The 18,822-nt window shown below is 67.7% G+C and carries 18 protein-coding genes and 2 pseudogenes; 11 read left to right on the top strand and 9 right to left on the bottom strand.

Annotation, left to right across the window (positions count from 1 at the left end; all coding sequences use genetic code 11):
* The first annotated feature begins 111 nt into the window (after positions 1 to 111).
* The 5 genes from KME80_RS26800 (at position 112) to KME80_RS26780 (ending at position 4,494) form a co-directional block, all read left to right on the top strand.
* On the top strand, positions 112 to 1,371 hold the full coding sequence (locus KME80_RS26800; RefSeq protein WP_246645837.1) for a cytochrome P450: 1,260 nt from the start codon (positions 112 to 114) through the stop codon (positions 1,369 to 1,371).
* 734 nt (positions 1,372 to 2,105) lie between these two features.
* A complete protein-coding gene (locus KME80_RS26795) occupies positions 2,106 to 2,462 on the top strand; it encodes an STAS domain-containing protein (protein ID WP_219509006.1) in 357 nt (118 codons plus the stop codon).
* A 12-nt stretch (positions 2,463 to 2,474) separates the two neighbouring features.
* On the top strand, positions 2,475 to 2,762 hold the full coding sequence (locus KME80_RS26790; protein ID WP_219509004.1) for a DUF2795 domain-containing protein: 288 nt from the start codon (positions 2,475 to 2,477) through the stop codon (positions 2,760 to 2,762).
* Positions 2,763 to 3,651: 889 nt separating this feature from the next.
* Positions 3,652 to 3,990: a hypothetical protein gene (locus KME80_RS26785; RefSeq protein ID WP_219509002.1), complete on the top strand. Its 339-nt coding sequence runs from the start codon at positions 3,652 to 3,654 to the stop codon at positions 3,988 to 3,990.
* Between the two features lie 249 nt (positions 3,991 to 4,239).
* The gene (locus KME80_RS26780; RefSeq protein ID WP_219509001.1) at positions 4,240 to 4,494 is read left to right on the top strand and encodes a hypothetical protein; all 255 of its coding nucleotides are present in this window, start codon (positions 4,240 to 4,242) and stop codon (positions 4,492 to 4,494) included.
* Between the two features lie 73 nt (positions 4,495 to 4,567).
* Here the strand turns inward: KME80_RS26780 and KME80_RS26775 are convergent, their stop codons facing one another.
* From KME80_RS26775 to KME80_RS26765, 3 genes and pseudogenes are all read right to left on the bottom strand, one after another.
* Positions 4,568 to 5,368, bottom strand: a complete 801-nt coding sequence (locus KME80_RS26775) for an SDR family NAD(P)-dependent oxidoreductase (RefSeq protein ID WP_219509000.1) — start codon at positions 5,366 to 5,368, stop codon at positions 4,568 to 4,570.
* 259 nt (positions 5,369 to 5,627) lie between these two features.
* Positions 5,628 to 6,442, bottom strand: a pseudogene (locus KME80_RS26770) (IS5 family transposase).
* 67 nt (positions 6,443 to 6,509) lie between these two features.
* The gene (locus KME80_RS26765) at positions 6,510 to 7,796 is read right to left on the bottom strand and encodes a hypothetical protein (RefSeq protein WP_219508999.1); all 1,287 of its coding nucleotides are present in this window, start codon (positions 7,794 to 7,796) and stop codon (positions 6,510 to 6,512) included.
* Positions 7,797 to 7,931: 135 nt separating this feature from the next.
* On the opposite strand from KME80_RS26765, the gene KME80_RS26760 reads away from it, so the two are divergent.
* The 4 genes from KME80_RS26760 to KME80_RS26745 all read left to right on the top strand — a co-directional run bounded on the left by KME80_RS26760 (position 7,932) and on the right by KME80_RS26745 (position 10,339).
* Positions 7,932 to 8,150 carry a hypothetical protein gene (locus KME80_RS26760; protein ID WP_219508998.1) on the top strand — a complete coding sequence of 73 codons (219 nt, stop codon included), beginning with the start codon at positions 7,932 to 7,934 and terminating at the stop codon, positions 8,148 to 8,150.
* A 180-nt stretch (positions 8,151 to 8,330) separates the two neighbouring features.
* Complete coding sequence (locus tag KME80_RS26755; protein WP_219508997.1) at positions 8,331 to 9,119, top strand: MFS transporter; 789 nt, start codon at positions 8,331 to 8,333, stop codon at positions 9,117 to 9,119.
* Positions 9,107 to 9,742, top strand: coding sequence for an MFS transporter (locus KME80_RS26750; RefSeq protein WP_219508996.1), 636 nt, complete (start codon positions 9,107 to 9,109; stop codon positions 9,740 to 9,742). Before KME80_RS26755 ends, KME80_RS26750 begins: the two co-directional genes overlap by 13 nt.
* Before the next feature lie 201 nt (positions 9,743 to 9,943).
* Complete coding sequence (locus tag KME80_RS26745; RefSeq protein ID WP_219508994.1) at positions 9,944 to 10,339, top strand: DUF6766 family protein; 396 nt, start codon at positions 9,944 to 9,946, stop codon at positions 10,337 to 10,339.
* A gap of 366 nt (positions 10,340 to 10,705) precedes the next feature.
* Here KME80_RS26745 and KME80_RS50715 read toward each other — a convergent pair whose 3' ends face one another.
* The 5 genes from KME80_RS50715 to KME80_RS50710 all read right to left on the bottom strand — a co-directional run bounded on the left by KME80_RS50715 (position 10,706) and on the right by KME80_RS50710 (position 14,745).
* Positions 10,706 to 11,077, bottom strand: coding sequence for a LysR substrate-binding domain-containing protein (locus tag KME80_RS50715; protein ID WP_246645843.1), 372 nt, complete (start codon positions 11,075 to 11,077; stop codon positions 10,706 to 10,708).
* A 208-nt stretch (positions 11,078 to 11,285) separates the two neighbouring features.
* Entirely contained in the window at positions 11,286 to 12,845 is a 1,560-nt protein-coding gene (locus KME80_RS26735; RefSeq protein ID WP_219508990.1) for an MFS transporter, read from the bottom strand.
* 71 nt (positions 12,846 to 12,916) lie between these two features.
* Positions 12,917 to 13,222: a DUF6653 family protein gene (locus KME80_RS26730; protein WP_308125944.1), complete on the bottom strand. Its 306-nt coding sequence runs from the start codon at positions 13,220 to 13,222 to the stop codon at positions 12,917 to 12,919.
* Positions 13,223 to 13,924: 702 nt separating this feature from the next.
* Positions 13,925 to 14,428 (bottom strand): ATP-binding protein, encoded by a 504-nt coding sequence (locus KME80_RS26725; protein WP_219508987.1) that lies wholly within the window; start codon positions 14,426 to 14,428, stop codon positions 13,925 to 13,927.
* A 47-nt stretch (positions 14,429 to 14,475) separates the two neighbouring features.
* Entirely contained in the window at positions 14,476 to 14,745 is a 270-nt protein-coding gene (locus KME80_RS50710) for a transposase family protein (protein ID WP_372455395.1), read from the bottom strand.
* Between KME80_RS50710 and KME80_RS26715 the strand changes: the two are divergent.
* Both KME80_RS26715 and KME80_RS26710 read left to right on the top strand, forming a co-directional pair.
* Positions 14,647 to 15,399 (top strand): annotated as a pseudogene (locus KME80_RS26715) (transposase family protein). The gene KME80_RS50710 and the pseudogene KME80_RS26715 overlap by 99 nt on opposite strands.
* Before the next feature lie 1,249 nt (positions 15,400 to 16,648).
* On the top strand, positions 16,649 to 17,629 hold the full coding sequence (locus tag KME80_RS26710; RefSeq protein ID WP_219508983.1) for a hypothetical protein: 981 nt from the start codon (positions 16,649 to 16,651) through the stop codon (positions 17,627 to 17,629).
* An 86-nt stretch (positions 17,630 to 17,715) separates the two neighbouring features.
* Here KME80_RS26710 and KME80_RS26705 read toward each other — a convergent pair whose 3' ends face one another.
* Positions 17,716 to 18,741, bottom strand: a complete 1,026-nt coding sequence (locus KME80_RS26705; RefSeq protein WP_219508982.1) for an XRE family transcriptional regulator — start codon at positions 18,739 to 18,741, stop codon at positions 17,716 to 17,718.
* Positions 18,742 to 18,822 lie beyond the last annotated feature (81 nt).

Below are 18,822 nucleotides of genomic sequence, written 5' to 3'. Positions count from 1 at the left end.
TTGCGACGCGCTGGCCTCGCTTGCCGCCTCCGCGCATACGCCACCTCATGAACAGCGACCAGGGCTGAACACCACGGTTTCACCCGTGCGCCCCCGGGCAGACCGGAGCCCATGCTGGTGCTGGATGACACGCTTTTTCTGTTTCTTGAAGGCTACGGTTGGCTGCCCGGCCTGCGGCGGCGTACGCCCGGGCAGGTCGTGCACACGCGATTGCTGGGCCGGCGAGCCGTGGGACTGTGCGGGCCGGAGGCGGCGCGCTTCTTTTACGACGAGGACCACGTGGTCAGGCATCCGGCGCTGCCCGAGCCTGTCAAGAGCACGCTGGTCGGGCATGGGGCCGTGCACACGCTCGACGGCGTCGATCACCGGGTGCGCAAGGCGATGTTCATGTCGCTGTTGACCGGTGAGGGCGTGGCCTCACTGGTGACGCACACCGAGGCGGCCTGGGACGAGGCGGTCGGCTCCTGGGCGGGCGGGCGGCACGTCGTGCTCTTCGACGAGGCGGCCAAGGTCCTGACCCGAGGGGTGTGCCAGTGGGCGGGCATACCACTGGACAGCGCCGATGTGCCCGCTCTGGCGGCCGACCTCACGGCCGCGGTCGACGGGTTCGGCAGCGGCGGGCCCCGGCACTGGCGGGCCCGGCTGGCCCGCGCCCGCCGCGAGGCGTGGCTGGGCAACCTCGTCCGGCGGATCCGCGAGGGGGCGATCACTGCGCCGCCGGGCTCAGCGCTGGACGTGGTCACCCGTCATCGCGACGCCGACGGCAAGCTGCTCGACCCACGGGTGGCGGCGGTGGAGCTGCTCAACGTCATCCGGCCGACCGTGGCCGTGTGCTGGTTCCTGACGTTCGCCGCGCATGCGATGCACCGCTGGCCCGCCCATCATGCCGCGCTACGAGATGGCGACGCTGCCTTCGCCGAGGCGTTCGCGCAGGAGGTCCGCCGCTTCTACCCGTTCGCGCCCTTCGTCGCGGGCAAGGCGGTCCGCGAGCTGTCCTGGGCAGGGGAACGGATCCCCGAAGGCTGCCTGGTGCTGCTCGACATCTATGGGCAAAACCATGATTCCCGGCTCTGGAAGGAGCCCTACACCTTCGACCCGACGCGGTTCATGGGACGTCACATCGGCGCTTACGACCTTATCCCGCAGGGTGGCGGGGATTTGGCCACCGGGCACCGGTGCCCCGGAGAAGAGATCACGAAGGCCTTGCTGCAGGCACTGACGATGCGGCTCGCCAGCTTGAACTATGACGTGCCCCCGCAAGACCTGGCCATCTCCCTGCGGCGCATCCCGGCCCGCCCGGCGAGCGGTTTCCTGATGGCCGTCCCCAGCCGCCTGATCAGCACGCGACCGGCGTCGTCTCTGCAGGGCTGACCTGCGCATCGACCATGAACGTGAGCGCGCTCGTGATCGTTCGGGTGGGCTCCGATGAGCGGTCAGCATGGACGTGCTCGTCGCACGGCACCAAGGCGAGGGCTGCCCGCACCTGGGGAGCCGAGGAACGTACAGCAAAAGAGGGATAGACAGCCACCAGCGACCACCTGTGGCCGGCACAGGCGGCTCGAGAGGGAGCAGACAGAGCCGCCGCGCGCGCACGAGGCGGCGGCTCGGCAACATGATACCGGCGCCGGCCTCGGCATCGGCGACGTCAGCAGCCATCGTCGCCGCGCCGGCTGGCACCGCAGAGCGACGGCCTTGCGGGACCGGAACGCAGCGGTCGCTGCGGCCGTTCAGCGACCGGGCACTTCCCCGGCTCGCCGAACAGGCGCCGGTGACCGACGAGGTCATCGGCTTTCGTGCTCGACGCACGGTGAAGCCTCGCCGGCTTCCCCGTTGCCGTGTGGTCAGGGCGTTATCCACCAGCTCATCGACGGCCTCGTGGAGATCGCCGGACACCGTCACGCCGATCTCCAGGCGAGCCGCTTCTCCCCACCGGTCATCGAGCCGCCAGCGGACCAGCTCGATCCCGTCATCAGTCGCGTTGTGGCGATCCGGCCTCACTACGGGAGCGAGGGAGAGGTGAGGAGGCGGTTGAAGTGTCTTGCCGAGGGTACGGGAGGGGACTCGGCGCACCAGAGCGCTGGGCGTGCACCAGCTAGGAACCCTTTATGAGACTGGATCTCAATGTCAGCCTGTCCGCAGGCGCCCCCGTCGTCGGCGTAGGCGGCGAGGTCGATCTGTCCACCGCCGATGATCTGTACGAATTTCTCGCCACGGTGATCCGGCAGCGCGGCCCGCGACTGACCCTGGACCTGCGGCGCGTGACCTTCATGGACTCGCGCGGCGCCACTGCCGTGCTGCGGGCACGCCACATGGCCCGCTCGCTCGGCGGGAACCTCACGCTGATCGGCCCCAGCGCTCCGGCGGCCCTCGTGCTGAGGGCCGTCCTGCCCGACCAGGACCTGGCACCGCCAGGCCAAACGGCGGTGGCTCTGCCCTGCCGCCATCCGCATCCGCTCCGCTGAAGGGACGCAGAGATGACTCAGGACCGTGACGATCACGAAACCCGCGTGGCGGGGCTCGAGCCGGGTTCTCCGGAGGGGATAAGCGCGAAGGACGTGGACCGGCGTAGCGATCTCGCTCGATGGATCAGCGGGGTGCATGCCTTCCCCGCCGACCGCGCGACCTTGGTGGAGCGCGCGGAATCGCAGGCGGCCCCGGAGAGGGTGCTGTCCGTTCTGCGTTCCTTGCCCGAGCGCAGTTTTGCCAACGTGGAGGACATCGCACACGAGCTCGGCATCGGGGGTGATCAGCGGCGCGACTGACGGTGAGCCGCGGCCACGGACGTCACGCTTGACGGCTGACCGACACCGAACCCGACGGACCCGCACTGCGGCACCCCCGGCGGCAATGACCGTGCGGCCCCCCGCCCGCCCTTTGGGCCCGGGACGGCATCGCCGGACGGTAGCCGCTGTCGTACCGTCCGGATGAGCAAGGAGCGTCATGGACAGCAAGGTCAAGGCATTGGGACATCCGGGGCATCCCATGCTCACCGTCTTCCCGACGGGGCTGCTGGTCACAGCGGCTATTTGACATCCTCCACCTGATCGCGAACGGGTCCGGCTACCCGGTGGCCGCCTCCTCCACGATCGCCGCGGGGCCCGTCGGTGGCGTGGTCGCAGGTGTGTTCGGTCTCGTCGACTGGGTTGCCATCCCGGCTGGCAGCCGGGCCAAGCGGATCGGCGCCCTGCACGGGATCCCGCAACGTGCTCGTCCTCACGTTGTTCGCCGGCAGCTGGTTGCTCCGGACCGGCACCGACCGAGTTCCACCGTTCCGGCCCTGGTCCTGAGCTTCGCCGGGTGCTCCTGGGAGGGGCGTCCGACTGGATGGGCGGGGAACTGGTGGACGGCCTCGGCGTCGGGTGGACGAGGGCGCGAACGTCAACGCCCTCAGCTCGCTCTCCGGCAGCCCGCCCCCCTTGAACCTCCAGCGGTGTGGCGTCGAGGGCGGGGGTAGTCGGGCGTCATGATGAAGCGCGCACTGTGGCAGGGCCTTGTCGCCGACACCGTGGGTGCAGCGGCGATGACAGTAGGAGAGAAGCTCGAGCAGCATCTAACGGGACGCCCCGATTCCTACGTCCCCGCCCGCGTTCTCAACGGCTCACCGGCATACGTAAGCATCACGGGACGGCGTCGCGGCTGCTGAATCTCGGCATGCACCTCGGACAGGGCGCCCTGATCGGCGTGCTGCGCTCCACCATGGCGCACGTGGGACTGCGGGGCGGGTGGGCGTCGCTGATGTCCACGGTGGCGCGGCTGACCAACGACCAGATCCTGGAGAACGCCACAGGCGTCGGAGCCCCGCCACAGACCTGGCCGAGGCGCGAGCTCGCGGTGGACGTGCTGCACAAGTCGATCTACGGGCTGGTCACCGGCCCCGTCGCCGATGCCCTGGCCGCACGCGGCGGCCCCGGCCAGCCCCACGCGGCCAAAGAACGCGGACGCCGCTCCGACATCGGCCCACTGCCCCGCGAAGAGGCGTTCACCCGTTGACCTGCCGGTGACGCAACACCGTTAGATTCTTATCCCTTGCTCCATCTGGTATTCCCAGAATGCGTAAGGACGAGCTGGTCGCGGCGGCGGCGCAGCGGGAAGGGGTGGCAGGACGGGTCGGGCAGCGACGGCGGAGGGGAGTGCGGCGCGGCCCGGAAAGCTCCAAGAGCTTGAAGGACTCCCAGGAGATCCGCTGCCGGAGGACGAGCCGAGCATGCCGACCGGAGCCTGGTCACGACGAGCCACGAAGTGATCAAGCGGTGGGCCGACGCACGCGAGGTCGTGCCAGCGACGGTCGAGGGCACCGAGCACGGCGATCACCTGGGCGTCCTGCGTCTCGACTTCCCCGGCTATGGCGGCGACAAGCTCAGCCACGTCAGCGGGGACGAGTGGTTCGGCACGTTCGGCGAGCGCGGTCTGAACCTCATCTACCAGGAACACAGGAGCGACGGGAGCCCGAGCAACTTCTTCCGCCTGGAGAACCAGGACCGCGAGGACGCCTGACTCGCCCTTCCGATCCCGATCCTGCCGCGTCCCAGGAGCTCCCACGCTGAACGGGGAGGCCCGACGCGACGTCTCAGCCGTCGCCGGACCCCGGCTCGGCCATCCGGCGGTGCGCCTGGGCCTTGGCCTTTTCGGGCAGCACCTTGGCCGCCCCAGCCATCACCCTGTTCTTGACCGATCCGGCCACCACGTGGTCCTTGCCGGCCATGAGTGCCTCGTACGCCTGCGCGGCTACCTGCGCCGGGTCGTCCTTGTTGCCGCTGCCGACCCGGGTGTCCGTCATCCCGGCCCGCTCGAAGAACGTGGTGTCGGTCGGCCCCGGCATCAGCGTGGTCACTGTCACGCCGCTGTCCTTGAGCTCGTTGCGCAGCGCCTCGGAGAACGAGAGCAGGAACGCTTTCGACGCCGCGTAGGTGGCCTCGAAGGGCCCTGGTTGCGTGGCGGCGATGGACGAGGTGAACAGCATCCGTCCGTGTCGGCGTGCCGCCATGTCGCGGACGCAGAGCTTGGCCAGGTGGACGGAGGAACGCACGTTCAGGTCCACCACCCGCAGGTCGGCGGCCAGCTCAGTCTCGGCGAAGGGTCCGCCCGCGCCGATGCCCGCGTTGATCGCCACCGCATCGAGGGGACGGCCGCCGGCCGTGGCCTGCGCGTAGAGGCGCTCGACGCCGTCCTCGCGGGTGAGGTCGGCCCGCACGGCCTCGACCGAGGTGCCGAGCTGGCGCAGCTCGCACGCCGTGTCGTCGATGCCCGGGTTCTCGGCGTTGACGACCAGGGCGAAGCCGTGTTCGGCGAACTGCCTGGCCAGCTCGTAGCCGATGCCGCTGGACGCCCCGGTCACCAGCGCGAGCGGCCGGCCTTCGTCGTCGCTCATGATGACGATTCCTCTCCTCTGTGTCGGAGTGACCCGCTGCCCGTGACGCGAAGGCTCAAGCGTCGCGGTGGCTGTGGACCCGCGGGCGAGCAGGCGCCCCCGGCAGGTCTCGGGAACGAGGACCGGCGGGGGTGGGGGGCGCCCGCGGACCTTGGGAACCACCGACGGCGATGTCCAGTGTGCTGCTGTTCGCTGAGGTGGGATGAGTCACATGGTCACAACCGGCATGGAAGGAGCAGACCGGCCGGACGTAGAGCGCCTAACGCAATGAGGCGAGGCGTCGCCAGCAGACGAGGGCGCAGGCCAGTTTGAGGAAGGCTTCGTGAATGTCGGCGCGGACTTCCCAGCGGATGCGCAGGCGTCAGAAGGCGTGTAAGTGGGCGAATGCCTGCTCGACGACCCATCGTTGTTTGCCCAAGCCAGAGCCGTGTGCGATGCCACGGCGGGCGATCAGCGGGCGGATCTGCAGTTCTCGGACCAGGCGGCGGTACTTGTCATGGTCGTAGCCGCGGTCGGCGAGCAGCACGTTTGGGCGCTGGCGGGGTCGGCCGCGCTTGCCGCGCACCTTGGGGATGGCGTCCAGCAGCGGGCGGAGCTGGGTGACGTCGTTGCGGTTGGCGCCGGTCAAGATGACGGCGAGTGGGATGCTGGTGGCGTCGGTGATCAGGTGATGTTTGCTGCCGGTCCGGCCTCGGTCGACCGGGGACGGGCCGGTCTGCGGCCCCCTTTTAACGCCCTGATCTGCGAGGAGTCCACCGCAGCGCGGGAGAAGTCGAGGGCGTCGGCGGCCCGCAGCCGGTCCAGCAGTACCTCCTGCAGCCGCTACCACACGCCGGAGGCGTTCCACTCGGCCAGCCGCCGCCAGCACGTCATGCCCAAGCCGTAGCCCAGTTCCTGCGGCAGGTGTTCCCAGGCGATCCCGGTGTGCAGCACGAACAAGATGCCCTGCAACGCCAGCCGATCGTCCAGCCGCTTGCGCCCCGGATGTCAGAAGCGCCGCTGCCGCCGGGGCAGCAGCAGCTCGATCGCCGCCCAGAGTTCGTCGCTGACCTCCCACGGCTTCTGCTTCGCCACTCGTGCTCCTCTCACTCGGCTACAGCGAGAGAGCAAAGCACGACAAAGATCATTCTGTGAGGCGCTCTTAGGGTGAAGGATTCGTGTGACCGTGCGCGTACGAGCGGAACGCGCCGTAGCCGGTCATGGCCACGTCGATCGAGAGCCCTGCCACGACGGCGGCGCCGGCGACGGCCAGACCGGGCATGGTGGTGGTCGCTAGCGCCGCGGCACTGGCGAGCAGGGCGACGCCATGGGCCAGGCTCGCCGCTGTCAGCCAGCCGGTGGCGACGGCGGCCATGACGGCGCCGCGCAGGTAGCCGCGTACCAGCCACAACGCGGGGACGGGGGCCAGCAGCCACGACCAGGTCAGGGCGAACGATGTCAGGTCGGCCGGCACGGCCAGCAGGTCGCGCAGGTAGACGCCAGCCGGCCCGGTCGCCAGCACCAGGACGAACACGCACGTGAACGCGGTGGCGAGCCGGACGGTCACGCGCCGGGGCGCGGTGCCGCGTGGCTGCGTGCGGAGGGCGCCGACGGCCACGGATTCCCAGTCGCTGGTGGGGGAGGCGAAGAGCATCGCCAGCTCGTACAGCGCGGGCCAGACCATAAGGGAGGCCGTCGAGCGAGCCGAGTGGGCGACGGCGATCGTGGTGACGAGCATCGGGGCCATGACGAGCAGGCGCGCTGCCGACACGTCGGCGTGGCGGCGGACCAGCTCACGGTACGGGCTCGGTGCGGGTGGCGGCTCGGAGGGAAGGGTTCGGACCACCACGGCCAGATAGGCGGCCTCGGTGAAGGCGCCGGCCGATAGCGCCAGCCCGGCGACCAGCGCGCCATGGGCGGGCCAGAGCGCCGTACCCGTCCAGGCCAGGACGAGCGTGCCGAGGATGCGTAGGACGGTGGCCGCGGCGATCGGCCGGGTCCGTCCAGTGACGATCAACCGCCCGTGCAGGTAGCGGCGCAGCGCTACGCCGAGAGCGTTGGGAGCCAGGCCGAGCAGGCCTGCGCGGATATGACCGAGCAGCTCTGCGTCGGCGTCGAAGGCCAGCCGCACGAGTGCGACCAGCGGTGGCACGATGGCCAGCGCGGCCAGGACGAGGGCGGCCGCGAGGCCGGTCAGCAGCGCCTGCCGGAGCAGCCGTCGCCAGGAATGGCGGCCGTGCGCGGTGACGGCGAGCGGCGTGACGGCCAGTGCGGGGGAGTTGACCACGACCAGGATCGCGATGCAGACGCCCATCGCTGCGAGCACCTGCGGGCCACCGGTCGAGCGGGCCGCGGCGGCGTAGACGATGGGGATCTCCAGCACCAACATCGACGCGCCCAGCGCCGTGGGCCACCAGAGGGCCAGCAACGTGCGCTCGGCCGACGCCACCGCATCACGTCCTCTCCCTCCACCTTGGACTGCCCGCCGTCGGGCTGGGTAGGCGTGTAAGCCCATAGCAGGTAGGAAAGGAGCGGTCATCGTGCATCCTCCCACGAGCCGATCCTCAGTGAGGTACGCGCCGGCATGAAGGTCGTCGACCGTGATGGCAAGCGGCTCGGCAAGGTGAAGTTCGTCAAGATGGGCGACCCGCAGGCCGTGACCACTGCGGGGCAGGAGCCGGGTGACCGTCCCGGCCTGGTGCCGGCCCTGGCCGCGGTGTTCCACGACGCCGAGCCCGACCTGCCGCCTGCGCTGGCGGCGAGGCTGGTGCGCAGCGGCTTCGTCAAGGTGGACGCCAAGTGAGTGTTCTCCCGTGACCTGTACGTGGCCGCTGATCAGGTGACGGGGGTCGAGGAGGACCTCGTACGCCTGAGCGTCGACGCCGGATCGCCAGCCGAAGAGAGCTGAGCCCCGGCCATGCCTTTAGCCGGTCCTTCCCCCGGCGGCTGGATCCGGGCGTCCAGCAGCCGACGCCAGGGCGCGATGCTGAGTGTTCTGCTCCTGACCACGTTCGTGGGGGTGGTCGACGGGTTCATCGTCACGGTCGCCATCCCCTCGATCCAGGCCGGCCTTCGCATGACGTCGGGCGAGGCGCAGCTCGTGGTCTCGGTGTACGGGCTGGCGTACGCGGTGGCTCTGGTTACCGGAGGGCGACTGGGCGATCTGCTGGGCCATCGGAGGATGTTCATGTCCGGCATGGCCGGCTTCGTGGCAGCGTCGGGCGCCTGCGCCGCCGCCACCGGTCCGTTCCTGCTGATCGGCGCGCGCGTGGCGCAGGGGCTCGCCGCAGCGGCGATGCTGCCGCAGGTGCTGTCCCTTATCCGCACCGCGCTTCCCGGCTCCCGGCAGGACCGGGCGATGGGCTGGTACGGGATGACGGTTGGCCTGGACGTGGTGGCGGGGCCGGTGGCGGGTAGCCTGCTGCTGCTGGCGGCGGACTGGGCAGGGTGGAGCTGGCGGTGGATCTTCCTGGTCAACGTGCCGATCGGCGTCGCGGTGCTGGCGGTAGCCCTGCTCGCGGTGCCGGGGACGCCGGGTAGGGGAGGCGCACGGCCGGGATCGGCGGGAATGTCGGGCAGGGCCGGAGATCGGCTCGACCTGGCGGGGAACGGGCTATTCGCCTCGGGGCTGACGGCGTTGCTGGTCGCGCTGTCGCAAGGGCCAGGGAGCCGCTGGCGCCGTGGACGGTCGGCTGCCTGGTGCTCGCGGCCGCCTCGCTGGTGGCGTTCGCTGCCTGGGAGCGGCGGGTCGCGGCGCCGATGCTGCCGTTGAAGCTGCTGGACCGTTCGCGGCTCGGCAGCGGGATCGCCGTGGTGTTCGCCGTCTTCGCCGCCGGGATCAGCGCTCCGCTGCTGTTCGTCCTCACCTACCACCTGCAACAAGAGCTCGGGCTGTCGCCGTCGGTGACCAGCGGGATGTTCGCGGCGGTCGGAGCGGGGTTCGCGCTCGGCTCTCTGGCGGCGCCCAGCCTCACCGGCCGCTGGGGGCTCCTCGTCCCCGCCGGCGGAGTGCTTGTCGTCGTAGCGGGGCTGGCTGGCCTGGTCGTGATCGAGGCCGCCGTCGCGCTTGGGCATCGCCACCTGGCCTTCCTGCCCGTGCTCTGCGCCGCCGGAGCCGGGCAGGGGTGCGTCACCAACCCTCTGTTCGCGCGGATCCTGGCAGGCGTTCCCGCCGCGGAGGCGGGTGCCGTTTCCGGTCTCGCGCTGACCGCCACGCAGATCGCCAACGCGATCGGCGTGCCGGCCGTCGGCGGTGTCTTCTTCGCGCTGCTCGGCAACGGGACCTCGCACGTGTTCACCTGGACACTGGCCATGCTGATGCTGGTCCTGACGGCCGCCTTGCCCTTGCTGAGGCGGCTGCGTACTCCGTGGCCGGGCGGACCGGCCAGACGCTGAAGCCAGCCGAGTCCCGGTGCGTACGGCGTTGCCGGCGCCCACCCACCGGCATCGGCCCCCGCTTGCTGGCGCGTAGCACGACATGGGCATCGTCGTTGCGCCGGTTTCCACGCGAATGTTGAGGGGCGCGGTGCATCGGCTGTCTGTTTCCTCGTCCGCAGCCGGGGAAGCCGAAGTGCATCCCCCATCATGGAGGTCACGATGGCGCAGACGTCCACCCGGAAGAACCCCCAGGCCGGTCCGCCCTTCGCCAGGCCACCCTTCGCCAAGGCCTACTCCTTCGCCCTGTGGACCGGGGCGTTCTTCCTGTTCTCCTGGCTGGGTCAGTTCATCTTCCAGCTGGTGGTGTTCCAGAACGAGCAGGGCGAGCACGGGCAAGAATTCGCCTGGGCCGAGTACCTGCCGCAGTTCCTGGCCTCCACACTGGAGAACTGGCAGTCGGAGTTCCTTCAGCTGATCTGGCAGGCGGCGGGGCTGGCCTTCCTCTACTACTGGGGGTCTTCCCAGTCGAAGGAGAGCGACGAGCGGATGGAGGCCAAGCTCGACGCCCTGCTGAAGGAGCGCGGGATCGATCCGGCCGCGCTCGGCCACCGCTGATCAGCGCCATCCTGCCTGAGCCCGCCGACAGGCCTTCCTGTCGAACCCGCTCTCCAGGCTCACCGGCGTGAGCACGGTCGAGGACACCGAGGCGGTGCAGGCCCGTCTGCCGGTTGCGTCCACGGGAGTGGTGTACCTCGATTTTGCTTGAGTAGTGGGTGGTCGGGGTTGAGCGGCCGTTGATTGCTGCTCACCTGTGAGGCCGGTGAGTGCTCAGCCGTCGCCTGACCAGTGCGCACCTGCTCGTCAGGGGCACCCGCCGTCCGCCCGAAACGCGGAGCGTGACCTACAGACCCCCCAGCGGCGCGCAGCCTGCCGGAGTGCGTCGCGCAGAACAGTCACAGCGGGATTCGCCGGTGCGCCGCGCTAGGTGAGATAGAGGGTGTTCAAAGGGGCTGCTTCCGGCTCGTGCAGTTGCACGACTCTCCCGGATTTCAGCGCGGGCTCGGCGATGTAGCGCGGCAGAACCGAGATGCCGGCCCTCGTCGCCGCTCCCTCCAAAACCGCCCGCAGATCGGAGACGACGAGCACCACCGGATTCGGGGGCGCCGGCCGAACTCGCTTCGCCAGTAGCGACGCACTCTCGGCAGTTCCTCGGCATATGCCACAAGAGGAAGATGCGCCAATGCCGCGACTGGTTCGGTCTCCAGTCGTTCCACGTCGACGGTCTCGGCCATCGCGGGCGGCGCGACAAGGATGAACTCTGCGCCAGCCGATAATTACATCCACCCAGGTCATGAGTCTGCGAGGGCTTCGCCGGGTGTACGCGAGCTCGGTCACCTAGGAACGGAAGCGCGTACGGCAGGATGATCCGCCGTGCGGGCGGCATGATTCGGCCTTCCTTCATCTGAACGTCGGGTGCATAGGGTTTCACGAGAGCGGCGGCGTGGTGGCGGGCCCGCCCGCCGCCTGCTCCTGAGGGATGGCGCCGTCGGCGGCGCCGAGGTCAGTCGGCCGCTGGTGCGCGCCGGTCGTCCGCAGCGCGCACGGTGACAGGCACGGTGACAGGCGCGGTGGCGGTCTCGGCGGTGGCGGCTACGTCCGGTGTGGTGCGGCGGGTGCGGAGCAGGGTGAAGGCGACCACGGCGGCGGCGGCCGTGAGCACGGCACCGGCGAGCATGACGGACGACATGGAGCCGGTGAACGCCTGCCGGGCCACGCCCATGATCGCCTGCTGTCCGCTGGCCAGAGCACCGGCCAGGGACTCTTGGACGCCGGTGGGAAGTCCGCCGGGGAGCTGGGACCGGTAGCCGGCGGTCAGGGCGCTGCCCAGCACGGCGATGCCCAGGGCGCTGCCGGCCTGGGAGATGGTGCTGTTCATCGCGGAGCCGGCGCCGGCTTCCTCGGGCGGGATGGCGCCCATGAGCGCGGTGACCGCCGCGGGGGTGGCCAGTCCGGCGCCCATGCCTAGCACTGTCAGGGCGGCGGCCAGCAGCGGGTAGCCGCCGTTGGGGGTCAGCGTGGCCAGCAGCAGGAACCCTGCCGTGGTGACGAGCATGCCGGTGGTGACCATCGTCCGGTTGGTGAAGCGGCGGCCGAGCGTGGCGCCGGCCAGGTTGAATACGGCGGAGGAGGCGGCGAACGGCAGCAGCGCCATCCCGGCCTGCAGCACGCCGTAACCGGCGACGAGCTGGACGTACTGGGTGAGCGCGAGCATCATGCCTGCCGCGGCGAACGCGAGCAGCATGACCGCCAGGGTTCCGCCGGTGAAGGTGCGGTCGCGGAAGACGCGTAGCGGCAGCATCGCCGTGGGTGTGCGCAACTCCCAGACGGCGAAGACGGCCATGACGACCAGTCCGAAAGCCAGTACTCCGGTGGTGAGAGGGCTGTCCCAGCCGTGTTCGGGAGCGGCGATGACCGCGTACACCACGGCGACCATGCCCGTGGTGCACAGCAGCGCGCCCACGGCGTCGCTGCGCCCGGCTCTGCCGGTGGATTCCGGCATGAGCAGCATCGCGGCGGCGATCGCGATGGCGGCGACGGGCGCGTTGATCAGGAACACCGACCCCCACCAGAAGTGATCCAGCAGGAAGCCGCCCAGCGACGGCCCGGCCAGCAGGCCGGCCAGGGACACGGTGCTCCAGGCGGCGATGGCCTTGCGCCGCTCGCTCTCGTCGAACACCGTGATGAGGATGGACATGGTGGCGGGCATGACCAACGCGGCGCCGACGCCCATCAGTGCCCGCCCGGCGATCAGGATCTCGGGCGTGCCGGCGTAGGTGGCCAGCAGGGAGGCGAGCGCGAACACCGTCAGGCCGGCGGTGAGCCTGCGCCTGCGGCCGTAGCGGTCCGACAGCCCGCTGGCGGTCAGCAGCAGTCCGGCGAAGGCCAGCGTGTACGCGCTGATGATCCATTGGATGTCCTGCGGGGACGCGCCGAGCTCGCGCATAAGAGAGGGGATGGCGAGGTTGAGGATGGTGTTGTCGATCACCAGGACGAGCAGGCTCAGGCAGAGCGCTGCCAGGATCCACCAGCGGCGCGGGTGCGCCGTTCCGGGGGTGTGCATGGCGGGCTTTCTCACCTTCAGGGGCTCGAGGGCTCCCGTGGCCGGGACGGGGTCGCCGGCCACGGGCAGGGTCAGTTGCTGTCGGGGGAGGTGCGGCGCAGGCCCTCTTCGTAGATGGCGACGAACCGGTCGATCTGCCACAGCTGCGAGACGAAGATCAGCGCCAGGCCGAACACCGACGGCCACGCCTCGATCCTGACGAGGCCATACACCATGATCCCCAGCCCCACGGCGGCCAGCGCGATCAGCCAGCGGATCGCCGGGCGGTGCGCCTCGGCGGCCAGCGAGTGGTCGGCGGCGTACATCTTCTCGCCGTAGATGCCCTTCTCCGCCCAGCGGCGCGGCTCGTGGATCGGCCTGAAGGCGTGCGGGTTGATGCCTCCTGGCGGAAGTTCTTACGCCTACAAGCGTACGGACTGCTGGCTTGCGACTTCTTCCACGTCGACACGATCTTCTTGAAGCGCCTGTACGTGTTGTTCGTGATGGAGATAGGGACCGGCATGTGCACGTTCTGGCTGTGGCCGCCCCTTCAGCTGGCGCATGGACGGCTCAGCAGGCAGGCGGTCTGCTCATAGATCTCGGGCAGAAGGCGAGCTCGTTTCGGTTCCTGATTCATGACCGGACGCCAAATTCACCGCTGTCTCGATGAGATCTTCGCCGGGGCTGGTGTCACGGTGATAAAGACGCCGCCGCGGGCCAACTGTTACGCCGAACGCTGGGTGCACACCGTTCGAGCTGAACACACTGACCGGATGACTAATCTACGAAGAACAGCACCTTTGACCGGTCTTGGAAGAGTACGCCGAGCATTACACATCATCGAACGCACCAGTCCTGTCAGCAACGCCCTCCCAGTCAAGACGAGCAAGTTGTGGTGCCGATTGAAGGTCGAATTCATCGCCGCATGCTGCTCAGCGAGTACCACCGAATAACCTAGCCGACATGAAGAAACACCAGTTCAGGCCTCGTGTACGAGTTTTGAATTGGTGAAGGCCTCGGGGCGGCTCCTTCCTTGAAGCCCGGCGATAACTGTCTGCGGCGCCTGCTCACGAACACCTATCCATACAGACTTCTGTCAGCTATGTAGTCAACTGTCCGGAATCTTCTTGGCACCTCAGTGCCAGCTCTTCAAGCTGCAGGACGATCTTGTTGATCGGTGCACGTGTGTCGACCTCGACCGTACAGGTTGCCCTGAGCAGCGGCTCCACCTCCACCAAATCGCGCAGGATAGCCTCACGCTCCTCGGGGCGCTTGCCGAAGGTGTTGTTGGTTCGCGTCGCGATGCGAGCAAACATGATCTCAGCGGGAGCGCTGAGCAGGACGACGTGGTCGAACTGCGGGTAGAACCGGCCCTGGTTGGATTTGCAGCCAGCTACGAAGAGCGCGCCCGTCCGGTGGTTGGCGAGCAGGTCGCTGATGGCCTGCTCCCGCCATACCCAGTCACTAGATCCGTCCGGCAGTGTCACCCAGTGGCTCCACTGGTCGGTGTCGGTATCGACGGCGTGATGCCCTCGAGCTGCAAGCATTTCCATCGTCGTGGACTTGCCGTTGCCCGACATTCCGGTGACCAAGATCTTCGCCATCGGTCGAGCCTACCGGACCAATTCGGTCGCGCAGCGCATCTTCGCAATCACTGAATGCTTTTCATCCTCACGCGGCCTGCGCGAGCCCGGTGGTTTTGAAGGACGGAGATGGCCTTGCACAGGTGGCCGGCCTTGGACGGGCTGCAGCGTAGCTTTCGGAGGATCTTCCAGCTCTTCAGCTGGGCGTTCGCGCGCTCGCCGGGCCCGCGGAGCTTGGCGTGAGCTTGGTTGGCCTGTTTCTGGGAGGCGGGCTTGTTCTTGCCCTTGTTCGGGGTGCGGACTGGGCCTTCGGCGCCCTGATACGCCTTGTCGGCCAGGGTGATGATGCCTGCCTGTTCGAGGGCGTCCATCTGCGCAGAGGCGAGACACTCACCGAACTGGCAGCGGGCTTCGCCGTGGGCGCCACCACCGCATGGCGCTATATCCGTGAAGCCATCACGCTGCTGGCCGACCGCTCGCCTGACCTGGACCAGGCATGACGAGCCGCCCAGCGCGCCGGCTACGCCTTCGTGGTGCTGGACGGCACTCTGATCCCTATCTATCGAGTCGCCGCCGACCGGCCCGACTACTCCCTCAAGCACAAGAAGCGCGGCATGAACATTCAGGTCCTGGCCGCCCTGGACGGCACGCCGTTGCGGACCTCCGGCGCCTTGCCGGGCTCGGTGCACGGCCTCAGGGCCGCTCGGATCCGGAGCATCGTGCGCCGCCTGAACGCCGCCGGACTGATCGCCTTAGCAGACAAGGGCTACGCCGGCGCCGGTGAGCCCGTGCGGGTGCCCTACAAGGGGAAGAACAAGCCGGCCTCGCAGAAGACGGCCAACTCCTCGCATGCCAAGCTCCGCGGACCAGGCGAACGCGCCAATGCGCAGCTGAAGACCTGGCGCATCCTCCGCAAGCTACGCTGCTGCCCTCTTCCCGTAGGCCAGCTTGTCAAGGCCAACCTCGTCCATCAGCTCCGCGAGGCAAGATGAAAAGCACTCACCGTACAGTCCTCACCCGCGCTGTTGCTCGTTGGTTGCTCTTCGGCGCGTGGCGCGCGTCAGCACGTGCTGGCATTTTGGGACAATTGACATTCGATAGAAGCCATCAAAAGGGTCACAATGAGGCGTAATTAGGCGTGATTTAACACTAAGGCTAGCGACTCTTAATCAGCGGGTCCGGGGTTCGAGTCCCTGGCGGCGCACCGCACCGAAACCCCAGCTCAAGGGCCTGAGCTGGGGTTTCTCGGTTTTCGAAGGGCCTCCGCCCGCCTCTGGGTAGACCGAGGCGCGCCATTGGTTGCTCGCTGGATGCTCTTCGGCACGGTTCCGGCGGGTGGCGGGGCGTTCCGCGAACCCGTTCGTCAAGTCAGACGCCTAAGACGATCAACAGAACGCCAAACCAGGAGGTGTCGCGGGCATGCCGGGTTGGGGAGGGCCTTTGATCCGTCAAAGAGTTGATCAAGCTGTCTGAGGTGCATGTTCCACCGCTTCGCAGCGGAATTGTGCTGGCCTCCTCTGCGGAACATGACTCGGTACGATCGTGCGCGCTTCACACCATGCCGTCACTATCGCTCCCACCGCCCGGTATGTGATCGTTGGGAACTCTGCGGGCCGACCTTCGCCGCTTCGGCCCTCTCGTCCTTAGACTCAGCTCAGCGGTCCTGGCTCCTGCAGCAGTGCGACCGCGTCGAGGAAAGCGCCTCCGCCCTGCTCAACAGTCTCGATCACGGCGTGGTCCACAGTGATGCCCACATTGGCAACCTGTTTGGCGGCCCCGGCCGCTGGCGGCTCGCCGACTGGGGCTCCATCAGCTACGGCACCTACCTGCAAGACGCTTTTCCACGCTCCGGGGGCGCCATCGCTTCGGCCGTCCCCGTGAGCGTTGGCTTCGCTTCTGCCACGGTTACCGGCTCGACCCGGAGATCGAAGCAACCCCCGCAGCCCAGCTGCTGCGCTCAGCGCGGGAACTACGCTGGCTGGCTACATCCGCGTCGCCGACCACCCCGCCATCCACGCGGAACAGCAACGGCAAGTCTCTTGCCGGCCGACCTAACCCACTCCCACCGAGGAAAGGGACACCGGCTCGCGCAACGCGCTCTCAGCGGCATCAACCACAAGGACGTCACCCAACTGCGGCCACTGCTGGAAGCCATCTCCAAGATCAGAGGCGAACGCGGATGGCCGATGAGAGTCGGTTAGAGCTGTTTAGCCTGCTCATAGTGGCTGCTCTCGCGGACGGATGCGCTCAGCGCCCTTCCGGCTCTATGAGCTGGCACTGGACGAGCTGTCGGTAGGCGATGATGGTCTGGTGTCGAACGCATCTTCTGGCGCCCAGCCGATTGAGCATCGGACGCCGACTGAAGGCACGATCAAGCAGCTCTACGGCACGGCATGGCGGTGTGGGGAGCCGACTTGCAAGAAGCCCCTTTACCGGCTGAACGGCGACACCGGTGAGTACATTCTTAACAGCCGGATCGCTCATATCCACGCCCGGAGCAAGGGCGGGCCACGCTGGGACCCGAACATGTCTGAGGCGGCTAACCGGGCGGCGTCAAATTTGATCCCGCTGTGCGATACGCACGCATGGGAGATTGATCAAACTCCAGAGCACTTCACCGCCGACATGTTGCGCACGTGGAAGAAGGAGCAACTTGCCGAGTTTCAGACGCTGCAACGTTCGTGGACGCTAACTGACGCCGAAGTAGCCGATGTCATTGGCGCATCCTTTACTGATCAACTCAAAGAAACAATCCTCAGCGGCATCTATGCGGCTGCGGAATCCAGCCGAAACGAAGAACGACGTCAGCGTCAGCGGCTGCTTATCGCAGACATGGTCCACGCTGCCAACAGCTGGGTCGACGCATTGCAGATAATCGCCATCAGCAGCGCAGGACATCAGTGGAAGACGAGCGACATGATCGAGTGGGCGAATACTGATAGCGGCCGCGCAATGGCCCAAAATATGGAGATCATCAAGCAGAACGCACGAAAGATCCGCTTCGAAACAAGGGATGTTGACCTACTGGCGGCACTTGATGTAGCACAAACTGCCGTGAGCAACTCGGAGATCTTCGATCCGATCTGGAATGGATCTGCCCGCGATGCCGAGACGCGGACGGTCATCTACCGCCATCTCAACCATGTCAAACGAGTCTTCCTAGATCTCGAAGAGATCGGGATCAAGGTGCTGGGTGACCCGCCGACCAAAGGCGCGCCGTAGCGCACCGAGCGTCCTGGTGGCGCCTTAGTGGTCCATAGTGAACAATGAAAACTTATTGCTACAGTACAATCGCTCACGAACCAGGACTAGGCAGCCGATGCCCTGTAGATGTTGTCTACAACGTTGGCCGGCAGGAACGTTCTGGCTTCAGTGCTCTCAGGAGAAGCGAGAAAGGCGAGGAGCGAGGAAGGCTGTTCGGGAGCCCCAAGCGGGACGGGTTCGACCCGTCGCCATCCACGAGCCGAGATTGTCTTGACGGCGGTAAGGTAGGCGCGGTCGTTCATCTTTCCGAGTGTTTTGGCCCGCATGATGAGCGCAGCTAGGGAGACTTGCCAGCGGCGTTTGAGCTCGAATAGAACAGGCCAATCGGGTCTACTCGGCAGTTGGTCAACAATGTCCTCAGCGGGCATCAGAAAGGCTGCGGCAAACTGGTGAGCCTGGGTCTCGACTTCCTTGACGCCCCAGATCTGCTCGCCGTGAAGAATCAGGTGCCCCAATTCATGTGCGCAATCGAACCGTGATCGGGCGCGATCGTTCTTGTCGGTGCTGAGGACGACAACCGGATGGTCGGCGAACGGCAGGGAGAAGGCGTCGACATCAGTATTGCCGAGGGGCAGCCTGATCACCGCCACTCCGTGCATCTCCAGGAGACCGACGACGTCGCTGATCGGCCCAGGGGCAACACCCCACAGCGACCGGACGTGCGCGGCGCTCTGCTCAATCTCGGACGCCTCAGCATCCAGGCCGCTCGCAGGGAGCACGGGAACGGTGTGGGCGGGGAACATGCCAGCCCCGGCGGCGTGTAGGACGAGGTCGTGGGCGACCTGCCCAACTGCGCGGGCGTGCCGCCGGTCGACGACGGATGTCCTGCGAAGACTCCGAAAGAAACCTTCGTGACTGTCGGACATCGGAGTGTAGAAGAACTCGACGGGCACGTCCAGGAGTTCGCCGAGCGCCATGACTGTCTCGGGCTTGGGCCGTGTGGCACCGCTCTCGAACTGGCTGATCGCGGCCGGGGTCAGCTTCGCCTTAGTCGCGAGCTCGGCCTGGCTCCACTTGGCGAGTTCGCGTGCGGTTCGAAGGCGTGTCCGGTCGAACGCCTGCGTGCTCATCTCAGTCCCCTTGCCCGATCTTGTTGTCCCATCATGTCGGATCGCCTGGCCCACCCGCCGGTCGGGGGGCGCTTCCTGTGT

Origin of the sequence: Nonomuraea ceibae (assembly GCF_019396325.1) — a bacterium.
Classification (GTDB): domain Bacteria; phylum Actinomycetota; class Actinomycetes; order Streptosporangiales; family Streptosporangiaceae; genus Nonomuraea; species Nonomuraea ceibae.
This window is presented reverse-complemented; position numbering and strand designations above follow the sequence as displayed.